General features: G+C 58.3%; 18 protein-coding genes. 13 read left to right on the top strand and 5 right to left on the bottom strand.

Annotation, left to right across the window (positions count from 1 at the left end):
* The first annotated feature begins 20 nt into the window (after positions 1 to 20).
* From AC2FIB_RS08990 to uvrC, 7 genes are all read left to right on the top strand, one after another.
* Entirely contained in the window at positions 21 to 1,343 is a 1,323-nt protein-coding gene (locus AC2FIB_RS08990) for a TAXI family TRAP transporter solute-binding subunit (RefSeq protein WP_496738699.1), read from the top strand.
* 101 nt (positions 1,344 to 1,444) lie between these two features.
* A complete protein-coding gene (locus tag AC2FIB_RS08995) occupies positions 1,445 to 2,374 on the top strand; it encodes an ABC transporter ATP-binding protein (RefSeq protein ID WP_058273632.1) in 930 nt (309 codons plus the stop codon).
* Positions 2,371 to 3,132, top strand: coding sequence for an ABC transporter permease (locus AC2FIB_RS09000; RefSeq protein WP_058273631.1), 762 nt, complete (start codon positions 2,371 to 2,373; stop codon positions 3,130 to 3,132). The genes AC2FIB_RS08995 and AC2FIB_RS09000 overlap by 4 nt, the downstream gene beginning before the upstream one ends.
* 104 nt (positions 3,133 to 3,236) lie before the next feature.
* The gene (locus AC2FIB_RS09005) at positions 3,237 to 4,034 is read left to right on the top strand and encodes a S49 family peptidase (RefSeq protein ID WP_282121365.1); all 798 of its coding nucleotides are present in this window, start codon (positions 3,237 to 3,239) and stop codon (positions 4,032 to 4,034) included.
* Between the two features lie 168 nt (positions 4,035 to 4,202).
* On the top strand, positions 4,203 to 5,165 hold the full coding sequence (locus AC2FIB_RS09010; protein WP_058273628.1) for a calcium/sodium antiporter: 963 nt from the start codon (positions 4,203 to 4,205) through the stop codon (positions 5,163 to 5,165).
* 21 nt (positions 5,166 to 5,186) lie between these two features.
* The gene (locus AC2FIB_RS09015; protein WP_496734237.1) at positions 5,187 to 5,966 is read left to right on the top strand and encodes an SDR family oxidoreductase; all 780 of its coding nucleotides are present in this window, start codon (positions 5,187 to 5,189) and stop codon (positions 5,964 to 5,966) included.
* A gap of 290 nt (positions 5,967 to 6,256) precedes the next feature.
* The gene (gene uvrC, locus AC2FIB_RS09020) at positions 6,257 to 8,131 is read left to right on the top strand and encodes an excinuclease ABC subunit UvrC (protein WP_496734556.1); all 1,875 of its coding nucleotides are present in this window, start codon (positions 6,257 to 6,259) and stop codon (positions 8,129 to 8,131) included.
* Here the strand turns inward: uvrC and AC2FIB_RS09025 are convergent.
* Positions 8,128 to 9,012, bottom strand: coding sequence for a DMT family transporter (locus AC2FIB_RS09025; protein WP_496734239.1), 885 nt, complete (start codon positions 9,010 to 9,012; stop codon positions 8,128 to 8,130). The genes uvrC and AC2FIB_RS09025 overlap by 4 nt on opposite strands.
* A gap of 178 nt (positions 9,013 to 9,190) precedes the next feature.
* Here AC2FIB_RS09025 and pgsA point away from each other — a divergent pair, with 178 nt between their 5' ends.
* Genes pgsA through AC2FIB_RS09040 form a run of 3 tightly spaced genes read left to right on the top strand, consistent with a single transcriptional unit; the run spans position 9,191 to position 10,556 of the window.
* Positions 9,191 to 9,859 carry a CDP-diacylglycerol--glycerol-3-phosphate 3-phosphatidyltransferase gene (pgsA, locus tag AC2FIB_RS09030; protein WP_282121368.1) on the top strand — a complete coding sequence of 223 codons (669 nt, stop codon included), beginning with the start codon at positions 9,191 to 9,193 and terminating at the stop codon, positions 9,857 to 9,859.
* 3 nt (positions 9,860 to 9,862) lie between these two features.
* Positions 9,863 to 10,108 (top strand): molybdopterin converting factor subunit 1, encoded by a 246-nt coding sequence (gene moaD / locus AC2FIB_RS09035; protein WP_209224144.1) that lies wholly within the window; start codon positions 9,863 to 9,865, stop codon positions 10,106 to 10,108.
* A gap of 4 nt (positions 10,109 to 10,112) precedes the next feature.
* Entirely contained in the window at positions 10,113 to 10,556 is a 444-nt protein-coding gene (locus tag AC2FIB_RS09040) for a molybdenum cofactor biosynthesis protein MoaE (RefSeq protein WP_282121369.1), read from the top strand.
* 49 nt (positions 10,557 to 10,605) lie between these two features.
* Here the strand turns inward: AC2FIB_RS09040 and AC2FIB_RS09045 are convergent, their stop codons facing one another.
* The 4 genes from AC2FIB_RS09045 to ubiA form a co-directional block, all read right to left on the bottom strand.
* The gene (locus tag AC2FIB_RS09045) at positions 10,606 to 11,136 is read right to left on the bottom strand and encodes a hypothetical protein (RefSeq protein WP_058278867.1); all 531 of its coding nucleotides are present in this window, start codon (positions 11,134 to 11,136) and stop codon (positions 10,606 to 10,608) included.
* 173 nt (positions 11,137 to 11,309) lie between these two features.
* A complete protein-coding gene (locus AC2FIB_RS09050) occupies positions 11,310 to 11,630 on the bottom strand; it encodes a hypothetical protein (RefSeq protein WP_058278866.1) in 321 nt (106 codons plus the stop codon).
* Between the two features lies 1 nt (position 11,631).
* The gene (locus AC2FIB_RS09055) at positions 11,632 to 13,566 is read right to left on the bottom strand and encodes an OmpA family protein (protein WP_496734241.1); all 1,935 of its coding nucleotides are present in this window, start codon (positions 13,564 to 13,566) and stop codon (positions 11,632 to 11,634) included.
* Positions 13,567 to 13,631: 65 nt separating this feature from the next.
* On the bottom strand, positions 13,632 to 14,594 hold the full coding sequence (gene ubiA, locus AC2FIB_RS09060; protein ID WP_496734243.1) for a 4-hydroxybenzoate octaprenyltransferase: 963 nt from the start codon (positions 14,592 to 14,594) through the stop codon (positions 13,632 to 13,634).
* Positions 14,595 to 14,606: 12 nt separating this feature from the next.
* On the opposite strand from ubiA, the gene AC2FIB_RS09065 reads away from it, so the two are divergent.
* The 3 genes from AC2FIB_RS09065 to AC2FIB_RS09075 are packed head-to-tail and all read left to right on the top strand — an operon-like array spanning position 14,607 to position 16,701.
* The gene (locus AC2FIB_RS09065) at positions 14,607 to 15,332 is read left to right on the top strand and encodes a 16S rRNA (uracil(1498)-N(3))-methyltransferase (RefSeq protein ID WP_496734244.1); all 726 of its coding nucleotides are present in this window, start codon (positions 14,607 to 14,609) and stop codon (positions 15,330 to 15,332) included.
* A complete protein-coding gene (locus AC2FIB_RS09070) occupies positions 15,329 to 16,177 on the top strand; it encodes a GNAT family N-acetyltransferase (RefSeq protein WP_496734245.1) in 849 nt (282 codons plus the stop codon). The genes AC2FIB_RS09065 and AC2FIB_RS09070 overlap by 4 nt, the downstream gene beginning before the upstream one ends.
* Complete coding sequence (locus AC2FIB_RS09075; RefSeq protein WP_058273616.1) at positions 16,174 to 16,701, top strand: hypothetical protein; 528 nt, start codon at positions 16,174 to 16,176, stop codon at positions 16,699 to 16,701. Before AC2FIB_RS09070 ends, AC2FIB_RS09075 begins: the two co-directional genes overlap by 4 nt.
* Positions 16,702 to 16,727 lie beyond the last annotated feature (26 nt).

A 16,727-nucleotide genomic window follows, 5' to 3' on the forward strand; every position in this document is an offset into this window, starting at 1 on the left:
CAAGCCCGGATTCTGCTGACTTGCCAGATGGTCACGCGATCCTTAGCGTTCCAAACGGGATGGAGAGCGAGGCTCGGATGCGGTTGTGGTTCCTTTTTGGTAGCGCCGTTGCGCTGGCGGTGTTGGTAGGCGTGTTTTCGCGCCTGCATCCCCCTGGCAGTATGATGTTGGCGGCGGGTCCAGAAGGCGGCGCTTATGAAACGGTTGCGCGAGACTACGCCGAAATTCTGGCGCGCGATGATATTCAACTGGAAATACTGGATACCGCTGGTTCGGTCGAAAATGCTGAACTGCTTAGTGCGGGCGATGTCGACGCTGCGTTTCTACAAGGCGGTATCCGGGTTGATCCCAAAAAGGCTGAGGCCGTCGGGGCAGCGTTTTTTGAACCCATCATCTTTTTGGTCAACGAAGGCGCAACAATCCCAAAGAACCCCGCCTTGTGGACCGGTTTAAGGATCAACAGCGGCGCACCAGGCTCAGGTACGGCTGCGGCTTTTCGGGATTTCGAAAAGGCGGTCGGCTTGAATGAGGGGGATAATATACATTTCTCAATCCCTTATGCAAAAGCCGCGGCCGCTTTGTTGGACGGGGATTTGGATATCGCCGTCTATGTTGCGCCCATCGAAGCTCCCTATCTGAAGGCTGCATATGCAGAGCCGGGGCTTCGCGTGCTGGCGCTGGATCATGTTCAGGCGATCTCGCGGCGGTTGGAATACGCGACGGTGGTGACAGTTCCGGCGGGAGGAATGTCGTTGGACCCAGTTCTTCCGCCGCGACCGGTAGAGTTGATAGCGATCGAAGCCCGTCTGGTCGTGCGACCGGATTTGCACCCTGCGCTGATCAACCGTCTGACGATGGCGGCGATTGAATTGCACAGTGCCCGCGGAATTATCGCCGATCCGGGGGCATTCCCCAACCTCGAAGGTGCAGGGATGACTATCAACAATACGGCTCGGCAGCTAATTGTTGATGGTCCTTCGACATGGCATAATTGGCTGCCCTATTGGATCGCGGCACAGATTAACCGGGTTCTTTTGCTGTTGCTGCCGTTCTTTTTCATTGTCGTGCCTCTGATCCGGCTTGTGCCTATGGCCTATGCCTACGCGATGCGGTGGCGGGTTTGGCAGCACTACCCCGAAATCCGGGAAATTGAGGAGGAACTGGCCAACAATCCCGGTGTCAACGAGCTGCGCGAGATGCAGGCGCATCTGAACGCCCTAGATGAACGCCTCGCAACGTTGCGGCTGCCCGCGGCCTATCGGCAAGGACTGTACGATGCGCGGTTGCATGTCGAACTTGTACAAAAACGGGTGGCCGAATTGCAGCAGCATAGTCAGACCTGACCAAGCTGCGCGCCCACAAAAAAGCGCAGAACAATGTGCGGAATTGACCTGTTCTGTGACGGGCCATCGGGGTAGTGTCCCCGCCAGAACAGGGAATGTGCATGACAACTATTCTGTCCATTAGGGATTTGCGTAAGTCCTATGCCGACGGATTCGAGGCGCTCAAAGGAGTGTCCTTGGATATCGAGCAGGGCGAAATTCTGGCGTTGCTGGGCCCAAACGGGGCTGGCAAGACAACGCTGATTTCCACCGTGTGTGGCATTACCACGCCGACTTCGGGCACCGTTACCGTAGGTGGGCATGACATCCAGACCGAATTTCGTGCCGCGCGCCGGATGATCGGGCTGGTGCCGCAGGAAATCGCGCTTGAGCCGTTTGAGAAAGTTTGGAACACGGTCCGGTTCTCTCGCGGCCTGTTCGGATATGGCAGCGACAATGCCCGGATCGAAGAGATCCTGCGCAAGCTGTCTCTGTGGGACAAGCGTAAAAACGCGATCAAGGAACTGTCCGGTGGCATGAAGCGCCGCGTGCTGATTGCCAAGGCCCTGGCACATGAGCCGCGCGTGCTGTTCCTGGATGAGCCGACCGCCGGCGTAGATGTCGAACTGCGCAAGGACATGTGGGAGATCGTGGCCGAGCTGAAAAAGGCCGGGGTCACCATCATCCTGACGACACATTACATCGAAGAGGCCGAAGCCATTGCCGACAGGGTAGGTGTGATCGACAAGGGTGAGCTGCGGCTGGTGCAGGACAAGAACACCCTGATGGCCCAGATGGGCAAGAAACAGATCGAGGTTATGCTGGCCGATCCTATCCAGGCCATTCCCGATAGTCTGGCTGTGCATAACCTGACGCTGAACGGCAATGGCGATGCGCTGGTCTATACCTATGACACGCACGCGGACCGCACTGGGATCACCACTTTGCTGAACGATGTGGCGCAGGCGGGGCTTGTTCTGCGCGACGTGCAGACCCGGCAGTCGAGCTTGGAAGAGATTTTCGTGAACCTGGTATCCGGAGAACCCGCATGAACTGGTCTGCCATCGCTGCAATCTACCGGTTCGAAATGGCCCGGTTCTTCCGCACTCTGGCGCAGAGCTTTCTGTCGCCGGTCCTGTCGACCTCGTTGTATTTTGTGGTCTTCGGCACTGCGATCGGCAGCCGCATCCAAGAGGTCGAGGGTGTATCTTATGGCGCGTTTATCGTGCCGGGGCTTATCATGTTGTCCGTTGTGATGCTGGCAATCTCGAACGCGTCATTCGGGATCTACTTCCCGAAATTCCTTGGTACGATCTACGAACTGTTGTCGGCGCCGGTGAATTTCATAGAGATCGTAATAGGTTACGTCGGGGCCGCCGCCACCAAGTCGCTATTTGTCGGGCTGGTAATCCTTGTGACAGCCACATTCTTCGTGGACATACGCATAGAACATCCCTTTGCGATGGCGGCGTTCCTGATCCTGTCCTGCCTCAGTTTTTCGCTGTTAGGCTTTATCGTTGGGATATGGGCCAGCAACTTTGAACAGATATCTTTGGTGCCCCAACTGGTTGTCACGCCACTGATATTTCTGGGCGGCACGTTCTATTCGATCTCGATGCTGCCGCCGGTGTGGCAGACGATCACCCTGTTCAACCCGGTTGTTTATCTGATTTCCGGGTTCCGCTGGTCGTTTTACGGGTTGGCCGATGTCCCGATCGGATTCAGCCTGTTGGCGATTCTGGTCTTCACGGGGACTTGTCTGGCTGTGATCGGCTGGATCTTCAAAACCGGTTGGCGCATTCGCAGCTAGGGCGTTGCATTTTTGCCCGCCATGTGTGTGAATTTGGTTCACGTCACGTCTAAGGCCCGAACGGTCCCTTGTTTAGGGCCCGGCTGCACTCTACATCGGCACCCATGAAGCTCAGCCTGCCATTTGTCAAAAAGCAGCCCCTCGTGGCCGTGGTTCGCCTGTCTGGCGCCATCGGAATGGCGGGGCGTGGATCGTTGAACGACACCGCGCTGGCCCCCGTTCTGGAAAAGGCGTTTCGCAAAGGCAAACCTGCGGCCGTGGCGCTTGAGATCAACTCGCCCGGTGGATCGCCGGTGCAAAGCTCTCTGATCGGGTCGCGAATCCGGCGGCTGTCGGAAGAGCTTGAGATCCCCGTTATCGCCTTTGTCGAAGACGTTGCAGCGTCTGGCGGCTACTGGCTGGCCGCTGCCGCCGACGAAATCTGGGCGGATGACAGCTCGGTCCTGGGTTCGATCGGTGTGATTTCGGCTGGGTTTGGCGCGCATGTCCTTCTGGCGCGGCAAGGCATCGAGCGGCGCGTACATACGGCGGGCAAATCAAAATCAATGCTCGACCCGTTTTCGCCGGAGAAAGAAGAAGATGTCGCGCGGCTGCAAGGGTTGCTGGGTGATATCCATGCGAACTTCATTGACCATGTCAAAGCCCGTCGCGGTGACAAGCTGGATCAAAGTGCGGATCTGTTCACCGGCGAGGTCTGGCTTGCCAGGCGTGCGCAGGAACTGGGCCTGATTGACGGCGTCGCGCACCTGAGGCCGAAAATGCAGGAGCGGTTCGGCGACAAGGTGAAGTTCCGCCGCTATGGCCTGCGCAAACCGTTCTGGTCGCGGTTCGGTGCCACACTTGCGCAAGACGCCATAACCGGAATTGAGGAGCGGGCGGCTTACGCGCGCTTTGGTTTGTGACGTGATTGTCAAGATTGTCACCCTTTTCCTGATTGCCATGGGTGTCTTGGCGATGTTCGGCAAGCTGCGCTTTCCGGGGCAGAAGAAGTTGCAATCTGCAAGATGTCCGCGCTGTGGACGGTTCAGTATCGGTAAGGGGCCTTGCTCCTGCGAAAAAGGAGGCCGTACATGACGGCATGGCTGTTATCCGGCCTCGGCTTGCTGATCTTGCTTCTCGCAGGTGATGCTCTGGTCCGCGGCGCAGTGAACCTGAGCCTGCGCCTGGGTGTACCAGCCCTGATCGTCAGCCTGACCATTGTGGCCTTTGGCACCTCGGCCCCCGAGCTGTTAATCGCGATCAGTGCGATCAAGGAAAACGCGCCGGGGATTGCGCTGGGTAACGTGGTCGGGTCGAACACGGCAAACATCTTGCTGGTTCTGGGTTTGCCAGCCTTGCTTGCCACGCTGCACACCAGCGAATGCAACACCAGAAGAAACTATGTTTTCATGCTGCTGGCCACGGTGCTGTTCATCGGCCTGGCATTTTGCGGCGTGTTCAACATTGCCAGTGGTGCGATCTTGCTGGCTGCTTTGGGATTGGTCCTGCTTAACGCGTTCCGCGATGCGCGCGCGCATCGCAAAGCCTGCGGTGAAGCCTGCGCGGAAGAGGATGAGCTGGAAGGTCTGGAAGAGGCCGATCCGGACATGCCCTATTGGAAACTATCGATCTATCTGGTCCTGGGCCTGATAGGCCTGCCGATGGGTGCGCATCTATTGGTCGACAACGCCACGATCATTGCCCGCACATACGGCGTCAGCGAAACGATTATCGGACTGACGCTGATCGCAGTTGGGACATCCCTGCCGGAACTGGCAACGACTGTGATGGCGGCCTTACGTAGGCAAGCGGATGTCGCCTTGGGTAACGTGATCGGGTCGAACATGTTCAACCTTTTGGCCATCGTCGGTATCGCCACTTTGTTTGGACGTATCCCGGTGGACCCGGAATTCCTGCGTTTCGATCTGTGGGTCATGCTGGGCGCATCGCTTCTGTTGATCCCGTTCGTGTTCTTGAAACAAGATATCACACGCGGCTGGGGTCTAGTGTTGACGCTGCTGTATGCCGTCTACATCGTCTCGCTATTGGCGTGACCTGAAGATAGGGGGAAATCCATGGCCCGAGCGTTGGTGACCGGTGCAGGTATTCGTCTTGGTCGGGCAATGGCCCTGTATCTGGCAAACCGGGGGTATGACGTCGCCGTGCACTATGCGACGTCTGAACAACCTGCCGCCGAAACCGTAGCCGAGGTGCAGGCGCTTGGGCGCAAGGCTGTCGCCTTGCACGCCGATCTGCTGGATGAGGCGCAGGTCCTGACCTTGCTGCCCCGTGCGGCAGAGGCGCTGGGCGGACCAATCACCTGTCTGGTGAACAACGCGTCGATCTTTGAATACGACAGCCTTCAGTCCGCCACGCGGCAAAGCTGGGACCGACACCTCGACAGCAACCTGCGCGCGCCTTTCGTACTTACGCAGGCCATGGCCGAGCAGGGGCTGCAGCCGGGCACGGACGAGGCGGGTGAGCCTGTTGCCACCGGGCTGATCGTGAACATGGTGGATATGCGGGTGCGCAAGCTCACGCCAGAGTTCATGACCTATACGATTGCCAAGATGGGTCTGTGGGCCTTGACGCGCACCTCGGCGCAGGCGCTTTCGCCAGCAATCCGGGTTAACGCGATCGGGCCTGGTCCAACGATGCAAGGTCATCGGCAAAGCCAAGAACACTTCAATGCGCAGCGCGCGAACACGGTGCTGGAGCGCGGGTCAAACCCATCCGATATCACCGCGGCTTTGGGTTATTTCCTGGATGCGCATGCGGTCACAGGCCAACTATTGTGCGTCGACGGAGGTCAGCATCTGGGGTGGAAAACACCGGATGTTCTGGGGCTTGAATAGGTAAAACTGCTGCAAGTTTTGCACCGCTCTCGGTTCTGTTACTTTCGCGTTACAAAAATGTCTTTTTTTTCATACACTTGCCTTGTGAATGAAATTATATACAATGAAAGCAATGAGTTAAATATTTGCTTATTTTTTGTGCAAATCAAGGATTCCTTAATGAATCAAGGGAATTTCGCCACGCTCAGAAACTTATCTTCACACTTATCCACAGAAACCGTGGATTTGTTTTCTCTTGATCTGGGGGCCACAAGATTGCAGCCATGGTCAGAGAATCATATCTCAGGCAAATGACAACAGACAGCGACTCGACCCCTGACACTCAATTGACCGGCTATGCCTGCATTTTGCGGTATGTGAAGACGCTGGACAGCTCACCCGGTGTGTATCGGATGTTAGATGCGGACAGCCGGGTGCTGTACGTCGGCAAGGCGCGCAACCTCAAGGCGCGGGTGTCGAACTATGCGCGGCCGGGGCATTCGGGGCGGATTGAGCGGATGATCGCGGCGACAGCCTCGATGATGTTCCTGACCACGCGGACCGAGACCGAGGCGCTGCTGCTTGAGCAGAACCTGATCAAGCAGCTCAAGCCCAAGTACAACGTGCTGTTGCGGGACGATAAAAGTTTTCCCAATATTCTGGTCGCCAAGGACCATGCCTTTCCGCAAATCAAAAAACACCGTGGCGCGAAGAAAGAGAAGGGGACCTATTTTGGCCCCTTCGCCAGTGCTGGCGCGGTCAATCGAACGTTGAACCAGCTGCAAAAGGCGTTTCTGCTGCGCAACTGCTCGGATTCCATGTTTGACGGCCGCACGCGGCCCTGTCTGCTTTATCAGATCAAGCGGTGCTCGGGGCCATGCGTTGGCCTGATCTCGGAAGATGAATACGGCGAAAGCGTCAAAGATGCCGAGCGGTTCCTGTCGGGGCGGTCGACCAAAGTGCAAGAGGAGCTGGCCGAACAGATGATGGCCGCGTCTGAGGCGATGGAGTTCGAACGCGCCGCCGGGCTACGAGATCGCATCCGGGCGCTGACGCAGGTGCAGACGTCCCAGGGTATCAATCCGCGCGGCGTGGCTGAGGCGGATGTGATCGGCCTCTATATGGACAGTGGGCAGGCTTGTGTTCAGGTGTTCTTTATCCGCGCCAATCAGAACTGGGGGAACAAAGATTTCTATCCTCGTGTCGGTGCGGATGTGTCCGCAGCAGAGGTGATGGAGGCGTTTCTTGGCCAGTTCTACGACAACAAGGAACCGCCCCGGCAACTGATCCTGTCGGGCGCCGTTGAAAACGCAGATCTAATGCACGAGGCGCTGAGCGAGAAGGCAGGGCGCAAGGTCGAAATCGTAGTGCCTCAGCGCGGTGAGAAACAGGAACTGATTGCGGGCGCCTTGCGCAACGCGCGGGAATCTCTGGCCCGTCGTATGTCGGAAAGTGCCACGCAGGCCAAGCTGCTGCGTGGCGTGGCCGAGGCGTTTGATCTGGACAGCCCGCCGAACCGGATTGAGGTTTACGATAACTCTCATATCCAGGGCACCAACGCCGTTGGTGGGATGATCGTGGCAGGCCCAGAAGGGTACATGAAAAATGCCTATCGAAAGTTCAATATTCGCGGCGACGATCTGACCCCTGGTGACGATTTCGGCATGATGAAAGAGGTTCTGACCCGCCGCTTTACCCGCCTGCAAAAAGAGGATCCGGATCGTGACAAGGGGTTGTGGCCCGACCTGTTACTGATCGATGGCGGCGCGGGGCAGGTGAGTGCTGTTCGCGAGATCATGGTTGAACATGGGGTCGAAGATATCCCTATGGTCGGTGTTGCAAAGGGCGTTGATCGCGATCACGGCAAGGAAGAGTTCCATCGTACCGGCCAGCGCCCCTTTGCCTTAAAACGCAATGACCCGGTGCTGTATTTTATTCAACGTCTGCGGGACGAGGCGCACCGGTTTGCAATCGGCACTCACCGTGCCAAACGGGCCAAAGCGGTTGGCGCGACGCCGTTGGACGAAATCCCCGGAGTTGGTGCTGCGCGCAAACGGGCATTACTGGCGCATTTCGGCAGTGCCAAGGCTGTTAGCCGGGCCAATCTGGCGGATTTGAAAGCGGTCGAGGGGATCTCAGCCGGGTTGGCGCAGAAGGTTTATGATTTCTTCCACGACAAGGGCTAGGCCTTGCGCCCGCGCCACAGGATGTAGAGGCCGGAGGCCACGATCAGACCACTACCGATCCACATTGTCCGGTCCAGATCCTCACCGAAGAAGATCACGCCTAAGGCAACACCGAACAGCAGGCGGGAATAGCGGAAGGGCGTGACGGCGGACACCTCGCCGGTTCGCATGGCCTTCATCAGGGATGTGTATGCGATTGCGCCAAGGCCTACCGCTCCGGCGATATGCAGGCTTGTGAGCAACGGCACAGACGCGATGGGGGCCTGTTCCCAAAAGCTGTAGGCAAACCCGGCGACAATCACGCTGACAAAGCCGTAGAACCCTAAAACTTCGGTTCCAAGGCTGGCGGGTGCGACCCGACTGGCCAGATCGCGACCTGCAAATCCCAACATCCCCAGCACGGCCAGCAGGGACAGGATTGTGAAACTGTCCCCAGTTGGTTGGATGATGATCACAACGCCGATCAGGCCAACGAGAATGGCGCTCCACCGCCGCCAACCAACGGTCTCTCCGAATAGAAGCGCAGCACAGGCGACGACCACAAGCGGGGTGGCCTGCAGGATAACGGTTGCTGATGACAAGGGCGTCAATGTGATGGCCAGAACGTAGAACAGCCGCCCAAGAATTTCGAACACCGCGCGGATCTTCATTGCAGGCGACAGCACATCCGGTTGCAGCAGCTGCGTGCCTCGTGCCATTGCGACACAGGCAAAAATGACCGCGCCACCCAATCCGAACAGGACAAGAATTTGCCAGACGGGCAAGGCAACCGCCGCTGCTTTCAGCAGCGCGTCTTCCAGTGCGAAACATGCCATCGCGCCGATCATCCATGCGCTACCGATCAGGTTGGCGCGCGCGTCGGTCTCAATATTCGGGGTCATCGGTTCGTCTTTGCCATTGGGCTTGGTCGGCTGCACTCTGACGACAATCCGACCCGGGGCCAAGGCCAATAACCGGTGCCGGGCCGGACTGCGGCGCTTTGACCAAGCCTCTGTGATCGGTACAGTTTTTTTCCGCCCCGTCTTTCCTGTCCCAGGCCAGCGATGTAGGGTCTGCTTCATGAAGTGGAACCTGCCGAATATCCTGACTGTCCTGCGCCTGCTGGCCGCGCCCGGTCTGGCCGTAATGTTTTTGTATTTCACCAGACCCTACGCGGATTGGTTTGCGCTGATTCTATTTCTGACGGCAGCCATTACCGACTGGTTTGACGGATATCTGGCGCGGGCATGGAAACAGGAAACCAAGATCGGCGCCATGCTGGACCCGATTGCGGACAAGGCGATGGTGGTGATCGCGCTGATGATCCTTGTGGGTTACTCCGCTGAGCACTGGACGCCCTGGCTAGTGCTGCCAGCGACGGTCATCCTGTTCCGCGAAGTTTTTGTCTCGGGGCTGCGGGAATATCTGGGCGATACGGCCGGAACGCTGAAGGTCACAAAGCTGGCGAAATGGAAAACGACCGCGCAGATGGTGGCGATTGCCATTCTGTTTTCGCAGGGGATTTTCGAGCACTATTTTGTGATGGCTACATTCGGCATGGATGCCGCAACGATGGATCAAGTTCTGACGGGTCAATTGGAAGACCTGAATCATATGCGCTGGCACCTTGAGGCGATGTTCTGGTCCGGTCGCATTGGGCTGTGGCTGTTGTGGATCGCGGCAGCGCTGACATTGATCACCGGCTATGACTACCTACGTAAAGCCATGCCCCATCTGAAGGAGAGCTAAGGGATGGACGTGCTGTATTTTGCATGGGTACGCGAACGGATCGGCCTGCCGAAAGAGCGGATCGAAACCGAGGCCGCAACCGTATCCGATCTGGTCGCCGAGCTGAGCGCGCGTGAAGACCGCTATGCTGCCGCATTTGCGGACCTGTCCGCACTGCGCGTGGCACTGGATCAGGAACTGTCCGATTTTGACGCATCGCTTGCCGGTGTGCGCGAAGTGGCATTTTTCCCGCCGATGACCGGCGGCTAAAACCATGCGCATCGCGGTTCAGGAAGAAGAATTTGATCTTGGGGCCGAAGCCAATACCTTCGCCGCCGGAGACGATGCCAACGGCGCCATCGTGACCTTCACCGGCGTGGTGCGCGATCTGGCATCTGGCGATCTGGATGTGATGGAGATCGAGCATTACCCCGGTATGACCGAACGGGCGCTAACCAAAATCGCCGAAGAGGCACAGCAACGCTGGTCGTTGGGCGATGTTCTGGTGATCCACCGCCACGGGCGCCTTGCCCCGGGGGACCGGATCATGATGGTGGCTACTGCCGCGCGGCACCGCAAGGATGCGTTTGAGGCGGCGGAATACCTGATGGATTACCTGAAATCCCGCGCCCCGTTCTGGAAAAAGGAAATCACCACATCCGGCGCGGAATGGGTCGCAGCCAAGGATGAGGATGAAGATGCGCTGACGCGGTGGTAGGTTCTGTGCCCGGCACCGGATTATCTGGTGCCGGGTCTATCATAGCGAGTTAGGTGCTTTGTTCGGTGTTACACTGCCGTGCCGCTTCGATGGCTTTTTTAGTACCATCCAGACTAACGGTGAATGCGAACTCTTTCTTCGGAAACACGGTCATTTCGTATTTGTTCATGACGTCATCCACAAACTGGGCGTTGTTCGCAAGGATGTATCCGCCAGTATATCCGTCGGCGAGATGCTTAGTCTTCTTGTGCGCCTCAGCTTCGTAGACGTTGCCGTCGAGTGACAGGAAAATCTTTTCCTTCTTACCCTTCAGGCCAATGTCGTTCTTCGTGAACACACCAAGATAGCCCATCTCGTGGTCCTTGGTCAGACCCATCTGAACGACGTTCTGGTTTTCGTCCATACGCTCGATCAGGCAGGACCCGCGGGAGTCATCCACAAAGATAGTCCAACCGGATTCTTCGCCCCAGTTGGTGAAGGTATCGTTCTCTGACGGTATGACGTCACTTGAAGCCCAAGCGGCTACAGCAGAGAAGATGCTTAGAGTCGCAGCGGTTGTTAATGATGATTTGAAATTCATAGTACACTCCAATTTTCTGGATAGTGAACAGTGATGTGCATGTGTAAAAAATGCACCAATTCCTAATATTGAATTTGTTGTAAGAATTGAAGGCGATTGCCTCGGATCGGCTGATTTGTGCCTAAGGTGCAGTCGGCCCCAACCGGGGTCAGCTATTAAGCCCGGGGCTGGGATCAATCCGCGTTGTTGATACGCCCGCGTAGTTCTTCCGCCTCTTGCCGGGCGGCGCGCAGGCCGTCCATGGCGGCGGCCAATTCGGCCTCGGTCTGGGTCAGCTGGTTGGTCAGTTCGGCCTCGCGCTGCTGCAGATAGGTGATGGCCTGGTCGCGGGTTTCTTCTGCCTCATGCAGCTCCTGGCTCATGCGGTCCAGATCGGCGACGTCGCTTTGGCGGACGCGCGACAGGCGATGGGCCAGCCAGTTGGCGAACCATCCCATGCTAAAGGCGGCAAACAATATGACGGCGGTCGCGATAATGAATTCGATTCTGTTCAATTTACTGGTCCCCTGCGCCCGAGTCGGTTTCCGCATCCGTTTCCGCGGCTTCGGCCTCTGGCTCTGCGTCTTGTGACGTCTCTGTTTCGTCTTCCATCGCTTCCAACGCGGTTTGAGATTCGGCGGTGGATTCGGGCCGGATCAGGCGGAATTCGATACGTCTGTTTTCTTCGCGCCCGGTTTCGGTGTCATTGTCGGCGATTGGCTGGGTTTCACCATAGCCCAAGGCAGTAAAGCTGGCTGTGGGCACGCGCCGCGCGCGCAGCTCATTTAAGATGGATTGTGCACGCGACTGGCTGAGCTGCTGGTTCATCTCTTCGCGGCCCTGGCTGTCAGTGTGGCCCTGAATCTCCAGCCGGATGGGTCCGCATTCCCGCAGGATGTCGGCGATCTGATTGACCGTATCGCGCGATTCGGCTGCGACCGTGGCAGAACCTGGTTCAAAGGCGATTTTGGAACCCGCCTGAACCTCGGCGATGCGCTCTTCGCAAACATCCGGGTCGGGCAGCTTGTCTGCGGGCTCGGGTGGCTTTTGATAGGTGATCGACAGGCTGAAATCTTGTGCCTCGCCCAGTTTTTCCGACAAAAGCCCCGAAATATAGGCCCGGGTTTTGGGGTCGTGACTGATGCCGTTCAGAACCACTTCGTCCGGCGTCACGGTCAGTGCACCATTGTGCAGTTGCGACAACGCCTCAAGCCCGCTGAGGACGCGAATGGGCCAATCAGCGGGAAGGTCAGGGGCCACGCGGGTTGCGGTATGAACGTGTTCGTAACCAAAGGCTGCACGGGCATAGCTGTCGACCATGTCGCGCAGGGTTTCATCCCCCAGCCGGCCGCGCATTTGTACCAGACCCTCGGGGCTTCGTGTTGCTGAGAATTCGGGCGGGCCGGATTGGTCTTCCGTTTCGGGTTCCGGCAGAACCGCATGCAGGGCAAAGACCTCGGGCAGTGCGTTTTCCAGTTCGCCGATCACCTGGTCAAACCGCGCGGCACCAGTGCCTTCAGCCGCGACCAGAGTGATATCCGCATCTGACAAAGTCACCGTACCCTGGCCGATTTCCGCCAGCGCCCGAATGCTTAACACGGCGGCGTCGGGCCAGCGAGGTGAGGGTTCACCCAGACCGATGGTGCAGGAATAAGGCCCGGTCAGACTAGCATCCTGTGCGGCCGCGACGATCCGGTCCCGCGCCTTTTCGTCCTGGGCCGAACAGGCATCGAATTGCCCGCCATTTTCGTCGATCAGGTAACGCAGGGTGAAGGGTGTAATGACCGGGCGCGGTGCGGAAATGGACAAGCCGATGCGCAGGCTGGGCGGCGCTGCGCGCGTCAGCTCTTGCTCAAGCCGCTCTTTTTCCTGCTGGCTGTCGGCAATTGCCGTCACCTTTACGAGCCCGGGGCTGGCCGAGATTTTTGCTCGCGGCAGTCGGGTCAGCGCCTCAACAGCAAAAGCGATCGCATCGTCCCAGCCTTTGGGTTTTGGATAGTCGGCGGTTTCCAGCAAATCTGATACCGGCCCGTCATTCAGCGTGCGCAATCTTTTCGTCAGCGCATCGCGATCTTCGCTGGCCGGGATCAGGCCAATAACCGATATTCCGCTGTCATTGCGAAGAATCTCGGCTGAAAAGCGTGGCGAGGCCAGTTGCGTCGTGGGCGCGACTTCCATTTCGTCAATGACGCGCGAGGTGTCGACCTCTGTCCCTGCCGCTGTCAGAGCGTTGAATCGTGTGGCCTCATCCGAAGCCGTACCGGTCAGAACGACCCGCAGCCCGTCCGATTGGACCTCGGCCCAGTCGTGACCCTTCAGGTCCAGCGCACGTCGCACGGCGAACTCCGAGGCTTCTTCGACTTTTGTCACGGCAAAACTTGCCGCCAACAGAGACAGCCCTGCGGACACAAGGAAGACAAAGGCAACGACGAAGACATAAGGCAGGCGCATGTGCGAACTATCGACTCCTCGGGTGAGTGTTCGGAACTCTTACAGAGGGCTAGACCCGGGTGCAATCAGAGCAACAAGGCGACGCCAAGGAAGATCAGCGGAATAAGGCCGGTGTCACGGTTGGCGCGGAACAATTGCAGCAGTTTGGCGTTGTCTTCGATATCAAGCCCCCGCAATTGCCATGCCATGTGCCACCCCATCGCCCAAGGCCCCCCAAGGGCCACTACCAGGGCAATGATTGACGCCTGGGTCGTCGCGGCGTCGATGATTGCCAGTCCCATAAGCGCCACTGTGGCCATCAGGAAATACTTCAACCATCGCGCAGTGTCGGTGCCAAACAGCCGGGCGGTGGACTTGATCCCGATCAGTTCGTCATCTTCGGCGTCCTGGTGGGCATAGATCGTATCGTAGAACAGCGTCCATGCGATCCCGGCTAGGTACAGCGTGATTGCGGGTATACCCACGGTTCCTGTGTGGGCAGCCCAGGCCAGCAGGATGCCCCAGTTGAAGGCCAGCCCCAGAAACACCTGCGGCCACCAGGTGAATCGCTTGGCAAAGGGGTAGATCGTCACCGGCAACAGCGACAGTACGCCCATCGCAATTGCGGCCTGGTTGAATGTCAACAGAATCATCAGCGCCAGCAGGCATTGTAGCCCCATCCAGATCACTGCCTGCCGCACGCTGACCTGACCCGATGGAATCGGGCGGGATCGGGTGCGCTCCACCTGACCGTCAAATTCGCGGTCGGTGATGTCATTCCATGTGCAGCCCGCACCGCGCATCAGAAAGGCTCCGAAGGCGCAGCCGATGGCGATCCACAGATCCTCCCACCGCGGGGTGCCGTCACTGAGGATGGCCAGTGCCAATCCCCACCAGCAGGGAATCAACAGCAACCACGTGCCGATGGGCCGGTCAGCGCGGCTCAGGCGCAGGTAGGGACGGGTGAACGCCGGCGCATATGTATCGACCCAGTTGCCGCTGACAGCGTCGGCAACCTGACCGTCTGGTGTTGGGGCATTGCCTTGCATATGTAAGGTCTCATGAGTGCAAAGATCAGACTGTATGTAGAGCACCCTCTGGGTCAGGGGCAATCGGTTCCTTTGACGCGCGAGCAGGCCCATTACCTGTTTGGCGTTATGCGCCTGTCCGTCGGTGGACATGTCGCGCTGTTCAATGGGCAGAACGGAGAGTGGCTGGCCGAGGTAATAGAGGCAGGCAAGCGGGGCGGCGTCTTGTCATGCGTTGAGCAATCCAAACCGCTGCAACTGCCACCAGACCTGTGGTTCCTGTTCGCGCCGATCAAAAAGGCGCGCACTGACTTTATCGTTGAAAAGGCAGCGGAAATGGGCGCAGCGCGGATCATGCCGGTGCAGACGGAATTCACCAATTCGGAACGCATTCGTCAGGACCGATTGCAGGCGCACGCCGTTGAGGCGACCGAGCAATGCGGTGGAACATTTGTGCCCGAGGTGGCTGATCTACAGCGATTGGATCGCGTATTGGAAAGCTGGCCCGAAGGGCGGCAACTGATGTTCTGCGATGAGGCCGAGGTGGGCTCGGCCCTGCGGTTGGCTGGCAATGAAACGGACCAACCCTGGGCTATTCTCATCGGCCCCGAAGGTGGCTTTTCCGAGCGTGAACGCGCGAGGCTGGCCGCGTTGCCTTATTCACATGTGGTCAGCCTTGGCCCGCGCATCCTGCGCGCCGATACGGCTGCCGTGGCGGCGCTGACCATGTGGCAGCAGGCGCTGGGAGACTGGGTGTGAACTGGCAAGAAGCGCAAGGCGCAGACGTTCCAAAGATCGACAGGTTCCTATTCGAATACATCCAGACGTCCATGTTCCCTCTGGCGAACCTGCGGGACTTCGGCTTGCGCGGCTCAGACCCGCGCGCCGTGAACTTGTGGAAATTGGGTGATGGCCCACGGGCGGTTTTTGGAATTACCAACGAAGGTATGGTCCTGCCGCAATGCCCTGAATGTTCGGATGATGAACTGAGCCATGCGATTCGCCTGATCCGAGGGCGCAGGTTGTTCGGTCTAGCGGCTGAGGCCGCTCAAGCCGGTCGGATCATGCAGCTTGCGGGATGGGAAGACCGGCCTGCAACCCTAAACAGTGACGAGCCGGGGTTCTCGTTGGATCTGAGAAATCTTGTCATGCCGGACGCCACCGGCGCGAAACTGGTGCTGCTGAATGAACTGGACCGATCCTTAACAGTGGGATGGCGGCAAGACTATCTGATCGAAGCAATGGGCTTTGACCCCGAACGCGCGCAACCTCAGGCACAAAAAGATATCGCTGCCTATATCGAACGCGATTCTCATCGGGCCTTGTTGATGGATAACCAGCCGGTAGGAATGACCGGGTTCAACTCGCGTTTGCCAGAGGTTGTCCAGATTGGCGGTGTTTACACGCCACCCGATCTTCGGGGGCATGGCTACGCGCGACTGGCAGTGGCTCTGCATCTACGCGAGGCGCATAGCAACGGCGCAACCCGCGCTGTTCTGTTTGCCGCTAGCGATGCCGCCGCGCGTGCCTATATAGCAATTGGGTTCCGGCCAGCAGGCCACTATTCCCTGATTCTGTTCAAAAACCCCGAGGACACGGCATGAGTTTCATCCGACCCGAAGCCAAACTGGCCCTGTGGCGCTGGCGCGAAGTGCTGGTGGCAGGGGTCGTCTTGTTGGTCGGCCTCAGCTGGATCGGCGGACCCGGTGGATTGCTGGGTTGGCTGGGCTGGGTTCTGATCGCAGTCTCGGTGGCGCTGGCCGTTATTGGCATTCAGCGCGCCCGGTTTCGTACCGGTGCAGGTGGCCCCGGTCTGGTGACAATCGATGAAGGTCAGATCACTTACCTAGGGCCGCTGACAGGCGGCATAGTTGCGACACGGGAAATCGAGCGCCTTGCGCTGGACCCGACATCGTCCCCGGCGCATTGGATTTTGGATCAACAGGGGCAGCCGACGCTTCACATTCCTGTGAATGCGGAAGGTGCCGAAGCGCTGTTCGATGTGTTCTCGGCCCTTCCGGGCTTGAAAACCGAACAAATGCTGTCGGAACTGAACGGTGGCGCGACGCATCCTGTGGTTATTTGGGAACGTACTCCTCTGCGTCCGGCCCATTTGAGGCTGCATTGACACTGGCGCGGTTTAAGACCACGACT

The organism is Ruegeria sp. YTSA072 (genome assembly GCF_059610285.1).

Coding starts and splice junctions, on each gene's coding strand:
- AC2FIB_RS08995 (WP_058273632.1), top strand. CDS start 1,445: ATGACAACTATTCTGTCCATTAGGGATTTGCGTAAGTCCTATGCCGAC.
- AC2FIB_RS09000 (WP_058273631.1), top strand. CDS start 2,371: ATGAACTGGTCTGCCATCGCTGCAATCTACCGGTTCGAAATGGCCCGG.
- AC2FIB_RS09005 (WP_282121365.1), top strand. CDS start 3,237: ATGAAGCTCAGCCTGCCATTTGTCAAAAAGCAGCCCCTCGTGGCCGTG.
- AC2FIB_RS09010 (WP_058273628.1), top strand. CDS start 4,203: ATGACGGCATGGCTGTTATCCGGCCTCGGCTTGCTGATCTTGCTTCTC.
- AC2FIB_RS09015 (WP_496734237.1), top strand. CDS start 5,187: ATGGCCCGAGCGTTGGTGACCGGTGCAGGTATTCGTCTTGGTCGGGCA.
- uvrC (WP_496734556.1), top strand. CDS start 6,257: ATGACAACAGACAGCGACTCGACCCCTGACACTCAATTGACCGGCTAT.
- AC2FIB_RS09025 (WP_496734239.1), bottom strand. CDS start 9,012: ATGACCCCGAATATTGAGACCGACGCGCGCGCCAACCTGATCGGTAGC.
- pgsA (WP_282121368.1), top strand. CDS start 9,191: ATGAAGTGGAACCTGCCGAATATCCTGACTGTCCTGCGCCTGCTGGCC.
- moaD (WP_209224144.1), top strand. CDS start 9,863: ATGGACGTGCTGTATTTTGCATGGGTACGCGAACGGATCGGCCTGCCG.
- AC2FIB_RS09040 (WP_282121369.1), top strand. CDS start 10,113: ATGCGCATCGCGGTTCAGGAAGAAGAATTTGATCTTGGGGCCGAAGCC.
- AC2FIB_RS09045 (WP_058278867.1), bottom strand. CDS start 11,136: ATGAATTTCAAATCATCATTAACAACCGCTGCGACTCTAAGCATCTTC.
- AC2FIB_RS09055 (WP_496734241.1), bottom strand. CDS start 13,566: ATGCGCCTGCCTTATGTCTTCGTCGTTGCCTTTGTCTTCCTTGTGTCC.
- ubiA (WP_496734243.1), bottom strand. CDS start 14,594: ATGCAAGGCAATGCCCCAACACCAGACGGTCAGGTTGCCGACGCTGTC.
- AC2FIB_RS09065 (WP_496734244.1), top strand. CDS start 14,607: ATGAGTGCAAAGATCAGACTGTATGTAGAGCACCCTCTGGGTCAGGGG.
- AC2FIB_RS09075 (WP_058273616.1), top strand. CDS start 16,174: ATGAGTTTCATCCGACCCGAAGCCAAACTGGCCCTGTGGCGCTGGCGC.